Origin of the sequence: uncultured Porphyromonas sp. (assembly GCF_934359325.1) — a bacterium.
Classification (GTDB): Bacteria; Bacteroidota; Bacteroidia; order Bacteroidales; family Porphyromonadaceae; genus Porphyromonas_A.
Genome location: NZ_CAKRLH010000086.1, coordinates 1 through 6416, shown reverse-complemented (window position 1 = coordinate 6416; position 6416 = coordinate 1). Strand labels below are relative to the sequence as shown.

Genomic DNA, 6416 nt, shown 5'->3' with positions numbered 1-6416 from the left:
GATATGTCTCTCTCAGTAAGCGCACCGTAAAAGACAGCATGGCACATTTCTCACTCTACAGAGATCGTGTCGCCGCCTTTAAAGCAGTACCAGAAGTAATAAAACGTGGTGTACAGATAGATGGAGAGACAGAGTGGAAGGGTCGCTCCTATGACTCTCTCACTATCTCCGCTCCCATATCAATTGGTGGAGAAGGATATATCTGTACCGTGATCGTGAAACTTGTCGGAGACGACTCTCATGGAAAGTTCTATCTCCACAAGATAGATCTCCAAAAAAATCTCCGAGAGGAGCTTTCTGAAAATAACACGTCAGAAAACACTCTCGGAGAGATCGAAGCGGTTGTTAAGCCCCATATCTCTACAGGATCAACCCCCTTAACCATTGCAAATGTACTGAAAGAGTACGTCAGCCACAAGGATGACCTGCCGGAGAGCTTCTATCAGGCGAATGGTGAGCCGAAGCGAGAGATCGTGAAGGAGTACCTGAGGGCTGAGGATGAGAAGGAGATACGGTACCGTAGGGTCAAGGCAGACCCGATGAATGCGATCTCTCCGATCAATCCTCAGTGGGACGGGGAGTGGTACAGTCCGGAGGATCTGACGGGGAAGAGTACGGCAGACCTGCTGGAGCTCCCCGCTGCTCCTGTAGTGCCTGAGAAACTCCCCACGCAGTCTGTGGCTGAGTATGCCGAGACGATGAGCCGGCACTACGCCGACCCTCGGGTACGCTTCCGAACGGGGTCGCACAAGGAGAGCCTGAGGGCTCCACAGCCCCCAAGGATCACCGACGGGATGAGCCTGTACGAGGTGGCACAGCTCCAGCATGAGTACAATAGGAACTACAGAGACTTCTCCGAGGAATCTATGCGTCGGATGGGTGCCCTCGACAAGCTCCCTGAGAAGTTTATACGAAGCCAAATCGACGTTGCTCGTCCGGTGGAGCTCTTTGTGGAGGAAATGAAACGTCTCGGAATGGAGGTGTCCCCGGATGTAGTCGGGCAAATTGCTATCTTTGCTAAGACAAGTTTTGAGCCTACACTATATGTAAAGCATGGAATCATCTGATCAGAAGGAAATCCTACTGGCGGTCTTCAATGGCACCGATCGTCCCGGTGTCACCGCAGCTATCACCACCGTGCTTGCGAAGCACGACCTGACGATCCTCGACATCGGACAGGTAGACATCCATAAGCACCTCACCCTCGGCGTCCTCTTCTCCGTCGCCTCGCATGGCAGCGGAAATGTGCTGAAGGATCTACTCTTCTGCGCCAATGACCTCGGCGTGACGGTCACCTTCCGCATCATCGACCCCGACAGCTACTCGGAGTGGGTCGGCAATCAGGGGAAGAATAAGTACATCATCACCCTCCTCGCCAAGACCATCACCGCCGATATGGTGTCAGCGATCACCAAGGAGGTGGCGGATCAGGGGATGAATATCGACTCCGTGGATCGTCTGACCGGGCGTATCCCGCTCGTGGAGAATCAGCGGCACCCGAGAGCCAGCATCGAGATCTCCCTCCGCGGGACGCCCAAGGATCAGGCGGCGATGCAGCGACACATCATCCGCATATCTGACGAGCACCACATGGACGTCTCCTTCCAGCAGGACAGCATGTTCCGCCGGATGAGGCGCTTGATCTGCTTCGATATGGACTCGACCCTCATCAAGACCGAGGTGATCGACGAGCTTGCCGATAGGGCAGGCGTCGGGGAGCAGGTAAAGGAGATCACCGCCCGCGCTATGCGCGGAGAGATCGACTTTCGGGAGAGCTTTAGGGAGCGAGTGGCACTCCTCAAGGGGCTGGACGCAAGTGTCATGCATGACATTGCCGTCAATCTCCCGTTAATGGACGGTCTCGAGCGGACGATGCATATCCTCAAGCGCGTCGGCTTCAAGATCGCCATCCTCAGCGGTGGCTTCACCTACTTCGGTAATTATCTGAAGGATCTCTTCGACCTCGATTATGTCTATGCCAATGACCTCGAGATCGGTCCGGACGGGAAGCTGACCGGACGATATGTCGGTGAGGTGGTCGACGGACAGCGTAAGGCGGAGCTCCTTAAGCTCATCGCCCAGCTGGAGAAGGTCGACATCCGCCAGACCGTCGCTGTCGGCGATGGCGCCAACGACCTACCGATGCTCTCCACGGCGGGACTGGGCATAGCCTTCCACGCCAAGCCCAAGGTGCAGGAGAGTGCCAAGCAGTCCATCACCACGACCGGGCTGGACGGCATCCTCTACTTCCTCGGATACAAGGACTCACAGCTTGACGAAATACAATTCTCTAACATCCTATAAAACCATGATCACTCATATTGTCCTCTTCCAGCTCGATGAAAAACTGGCAGGAGAAGAAAAGAAGTCTCACCTTGCCGCACTGAAGGCAGACTTTGAGCAACTGCCCCACACCATCGAGGAGTTGGTAGACCTGCACATAGAGCTTAATGTCAATCCTGCGGAGAAGTATGACCTCGCACTCATCGCTCACTGTGAGGACCTCCAGAAGCTCCACGACTACGCCGTCCATCCTGATCACGTCGCCCTCGTGGGTAAGTACATCAAGCCCTACCTTGTCTCCCGAGCCTGCGTCGATTACGAGGAGTGAGAGTCACCTCTTCGCCTCTCCGATAGGTCCGGTAGAGGTGCTCATAGACCCGATCACACTGGATCTATGGTCCTGTCTCCCCGCTTCGGACCGTCACAACGAGGAGACGCCCCTCTATGACGATCTGCAAGATGCCCTGTCGCACTGCACCCCGCTGCCGAAGAGGTATACGCTTCACCAGGAGAGTCCCTCGTGGGCTCCCCGCTTCTGGGAGATACTTCGCCAGATCCGGCGGGGAGAGACGCTGACCTACGGCGAGCTCTGTCGGCTCAATGCTCTACCCGGCGGATATGCCCGAGCGGTGGGTCGACTCCTGTCACAGAATAGGTACATGATCCTCCTCCCCTGTCACCGAGTGGTGCCGGCGGATTTCTCCATCGGCGGCTACCGATGGGGCGTGGAGCAGAAGAGGAGACTGCTGGACTACGAGAGAGGAATGAGCCACCACTAATGATGCAGGACGACGGACGTAAGATCGATGGTCATGCGGTGGAGCTGATGTGCGCCGACCTGATGCGGCAAAAGGGCTACACCATCATCGCACAGAACTATCAGTCTGGACCTCTGGAGCTGGACCTGATTGTTATGGAGGGCTCCACACTCTGCTTCATAGAGGTAAAGGCGAGAAGCAGCCTGGGAGCCCTGCGGGACTTAGAGTCACTCATCCCTCCGAAGAAGCAGCTCAATATCCTCCAGGCGGCTAAGGCCTTCCTCTGCGACAAGAATGGTGGCAGAGACCTAACCTATAGGGACATCCGATTTGACTACCTCCTGATCTACTTCCCTCCCAATGGGAGAGAAGCGGGCTACAAGATACTCCGCAATGCCATCTACGACATGCCGGAGGGGTACGAGGAGTTCCGTCTTTAGCCCCATATCTACGTCGTAAGACGACAGTAAAAAAACGCATACAGTGGCCACGTGGTGATGCCCCGAGACTATTACCGGTATTAGTGAAATCTATTACCGGTATTAGTTGACACTATTACCGGTAATAGTTAAGCCTAATACCGGTAATAGAATTCAGCGTCCGGACTCCTACTGATGGTCGGGTTCATGGTGGGAGACCGGCGACAGTAGGCTCTGAGGCTCCTTCACCTGCCACTAATTCACGCGGAAAGGGATGGATGGTCAAAAATGATTACATTTGGGAATAAATATTTATCCCCATGTACAATCACTGGAAAGTCAAAGAGCTATCTGACGAAGAGAAGAAGATAGCATCTCTCTTGGCTCAAAAATATAAGCTCCTTACCTCCATCACCTCTCTTATGGTGCAGCGGGGGGTGAGGAGTATCGATGAGGCGGAGCACTTCCTCGAGCCGAGGCTGAGCGAGCTACACGATCCCTTCCTCATGAAGGATATGGACGCAGCGGTCCGGAGGATCAATCAGGCGATCGGCAATAAGGAGAGGATACTGATCTACGGCGACTATGACGTCGACGGGACGACCGCCGTGGCACTGGTATACAAGTATCTGCGTCAGATCACTCCGCTGCTCGAGTTTTACATACCGGACCGCTACACGGAGGGGAGCGGGATCTCTGACAAGGCACTGGACTTCGCCAAGGAGAGCGGCTGTACCCTGCTGATCACGCTCGACTGCGGGACGAAGGAGGTGCTGATGATCGAGAAGGCGACGGAGATGGGCATCGATGTCATCGTCTGCGATCACCACCTGCCTGGGCGCGAGCGACCCGACTGTGTCGCTCTGCTCAATCCTAAGGCTCCCGACTCGGGATACCCATTCAAGGAGCTCTCCGGATGTGGGGTGGGCTTCAAGCTCATGCAAGCCTTCGCCATGAGCAATAGATCGGACAAGAGAGGTCTCTACGATCTCGTCGACCTCGTCGCCGTCAGCTGCGCCGCTGATCTGGTGGAGCTGCGGGATGAGAATAGGATCCTCGCCTACTATGGACTCAAGAAGCTCAATCGCCACCCTACCATGGGGCTCAAGGGGCTGATCAATGTCAGCGGCATAAGCAATCAGACGCTGGACATCTCGGACATCATCTTCAAGATCGGACCGCGGATCAATGCCTCCGGCCGGATCCAAAACGGTCGGGAGTCGGTGGAGCTGCTTCTCTCCAAAAATCCGAAGGACGCCCTCAAGCGGAGCGTCAATCTCGACAAGTACAATACCCAGCGCCGGGAGATCGACCAGTCGATCACGCAGGAGGCCAATGAGATCGTGGAGGGATTTAAGGACATGGATCAGCACAAGGTGATCGTGGTCTATGATCCCTCCTGGCACAGCGGCGTCATCGGGATAGTGGCGAGTCGTCTGAGCGAGAAGTACAATCGCCCCACGATCGTACTCTCCGACTCGGACAGTCAGACCATCTCCGGATCGGCGAGGAGTGTGCGCGGCTTCAACATCTACTCCCTGATCGAGCGGTGCGCCGACCTGCTGGACAACTTCGGCGGACATCCCTTCGCTTCCGGTCTGACGATCAAGAAGAAAAACTTCCACCGATTCATCAAGGAGGTGACGGAGATCGCAGACCGGGAGATCTCACTGGACGATCTCACTCCGGTACTCCATATCGAGGAGGAACTGAAACTCAGGGAGATCACCCCGAAATTTAGACGCCAGTTGCTCAAGCTCGCCCCCTTCGGTCACGGCAATGAGCCGCCCATCTTCGTCACCTATGGTGTGGTCTGTGTCACGCCGCCCCGCATCACCGGATACCAGGGGTCGCACCTCAAGCTCGTCCTCAGTATGCCCGATCAGATGCCTATCATGCAGGCGATGGCGTACAATCAAGCGGACAAGCTCGCTATGCTCCAGCAGGACACGACCTTCGACGTGGCGTACACCATTGACGAATTCACGAGACAGGGGCACCACAACATTCAGCTTAATATCAAGGACATCCGTCTCCACACTGCTGATCAGTAGTCATCGCGAGATCAAATGAGTAAGGATCTGAGTCGGTCGGCACCTCTGGACGTGCTGAGGGAGGTCTGGGGGTACGACTCCTTCCGCCCCATGCAGGAGGAGGTCATCCGGTCGGTCCTCGGGGGTCACGATACTCTTGCGCTGATGCCGACCGGCGGGGGGAAGTCGATCACCTTCCAGGTGCCGGCTCTAATGCTCGATGGGATCACGCTGGTGATCACGCCCCTCGTCGCCCTGATGCGGGATCAGGTCGATAAGCTCAAGTCTCTGAAGATCCATGCGCAGGCACTCTACAGCGGAATGACTCGCAGAGAGACGCTTGCCGTGCTGGACAATATCGTCTACTCCCCGGACTACAAGATCCTCTACGTCGCACCGGAGCGTCTGCAGAACGAGTTCTTCCTCCGCAGACTGAGTGCGATGGAGATCTCGCTCATCGTCGTCGATGAGTGTCACTGCATCAGTCAGTGGGGGTACGACTTCAGACCCGACTATCTCAATATTGCTTCTGCACGGACCTTCATCGGAGAGGAGGTGCCGATACTGGCCCTCACGGCGACGGCTCCTCCCCGCGTCGTGGAGGACGTGGTGCGGAGCCTGGAATTCAGGGAGGGCTACAGGCTCTACAAGAGGAGCTTCTACCGAGACAGTCTCTCCTATGTCGTCCGCAGGACCTACGACAAGCCTCGTGAGCTGATCCACATCCTCTCCAGCGTGGAGGGGAGCAGTCTCGTCTACGTCCGTACCCGACGGCAGGCAGAGCGCTACGCCGAGCTGCTCCGGGACGCAGGCTTCAGCGCAGACTACTTCCACGCCGGTCTGGATCCGTCCGTGAAGCAGCAGCGGCAGAGCGCCTGGCAGAGTGACGAGCTGAGGATCATGGTCTGCACCACAGCCTTCGG

General features: G+C 56.2%; 7 protein-coding genes. All 7 read left to right on the top strand.

The genetic code is table 11. The annotated features are described in order from the left end of the window. The first annotated feature begins 215 nt into the window (after nt 1-215). Nucleotides 216-1067, top strand: coding sequence for a hypothetical protein (locus tag Q0F21_RS04505; protein ID WP_297237799.1), 852 nt, complete (start codon nt 216-218; stop codon nt 1065-1067). Further along, entirely contained in the window at nt 1054-2304 is a 1251-nt protein-coding gene (serB, locus tag Q0F21_RS04500; protein ID WP_297237797.1) for a phosphoserine phosphatase SerB, read from the top strand. Before Q0F21_RS04505 ends, serB begins: the two co-directional genes overlap by 14 nt. 4 nt (nt 2305-2308) lie before the next feature. After that, on the top strand, nt 2309-2611 hold the full coding sequence (locus Q0F21_RS04495) for a Dabb family protein (protein ID WP_297237795.1): 303 nt from the start codon (nt 2309-2311) through the stop codon (nt 2609-2611). Then, a complete protein-coding gene (locus Q0F21_RS04490) occupies nt 2577-3062 on the top strand; it encodes an MGMT family protein (RefSeq protein WP_297237793.1) in 486 nt (161 codons plus the stop codon). The genes Q0F21_RS04495 and Q0F21_RS04490 overlap by 35 nt, the downstream gene beginning before the upstream one ends. Further along, nucleotides 3062-3481, top strand: coding sequence for a YraN family protein (locus Q0F21_RS04485; RefSeq protein WP_297237791.1), 420 nt, complete (start codon nt 3062-3064; stop codon nt 3479-3481). The genes Q0F21_RS04490 and Q0F21_RS04485 overlap by 1 nt, the downstream gene beginning before the upstream one ends. Before the next feature lie 359 nt (nt 3482-3840). Then, entirely contained in the window at nt 3841-5514 is a 1674-nt protein-coding gene (gene recJ / locus Q0F21_RS04480) for a single-stranded-DNA-specific exonuclease RecJ (RefSeq protein WP_297237789.1), read from the top strand. A gap of 15 nt (nt 5515-5529) precedes the next feature. Continuing rightward, on the top strand, nt 5530-6416 hold an 887-nt coding region (locus Q0F21_RS04475), incomplete at its 3' end, for a RecQ family ATP-dependent DNA helicase (RefSeq protein ID WP_297237787.1).

Coding starts and splice junctions, on each gene's coding strand:
- Q0F21_RS04485 (WP_297237791.1), top strand. CDS start 3,062: ATGATGCAGGACGACGGACGTAAGATCGATGGTCATGCGGTGGAGCTG.
- serB (WP_297237797.1), top strand. CDS start 1,054: ATGGAATCATCTGATCAGAAGGAAATCCTACTGGCGGTCTTCAATGGC.
- Q0F21_RS04495 (WP_297237795.1), top strand. CDS start 2,309: ATGATCACTCATATTGTCCTCTTCCAGCTCGATGAAAAACTGGCAGGA.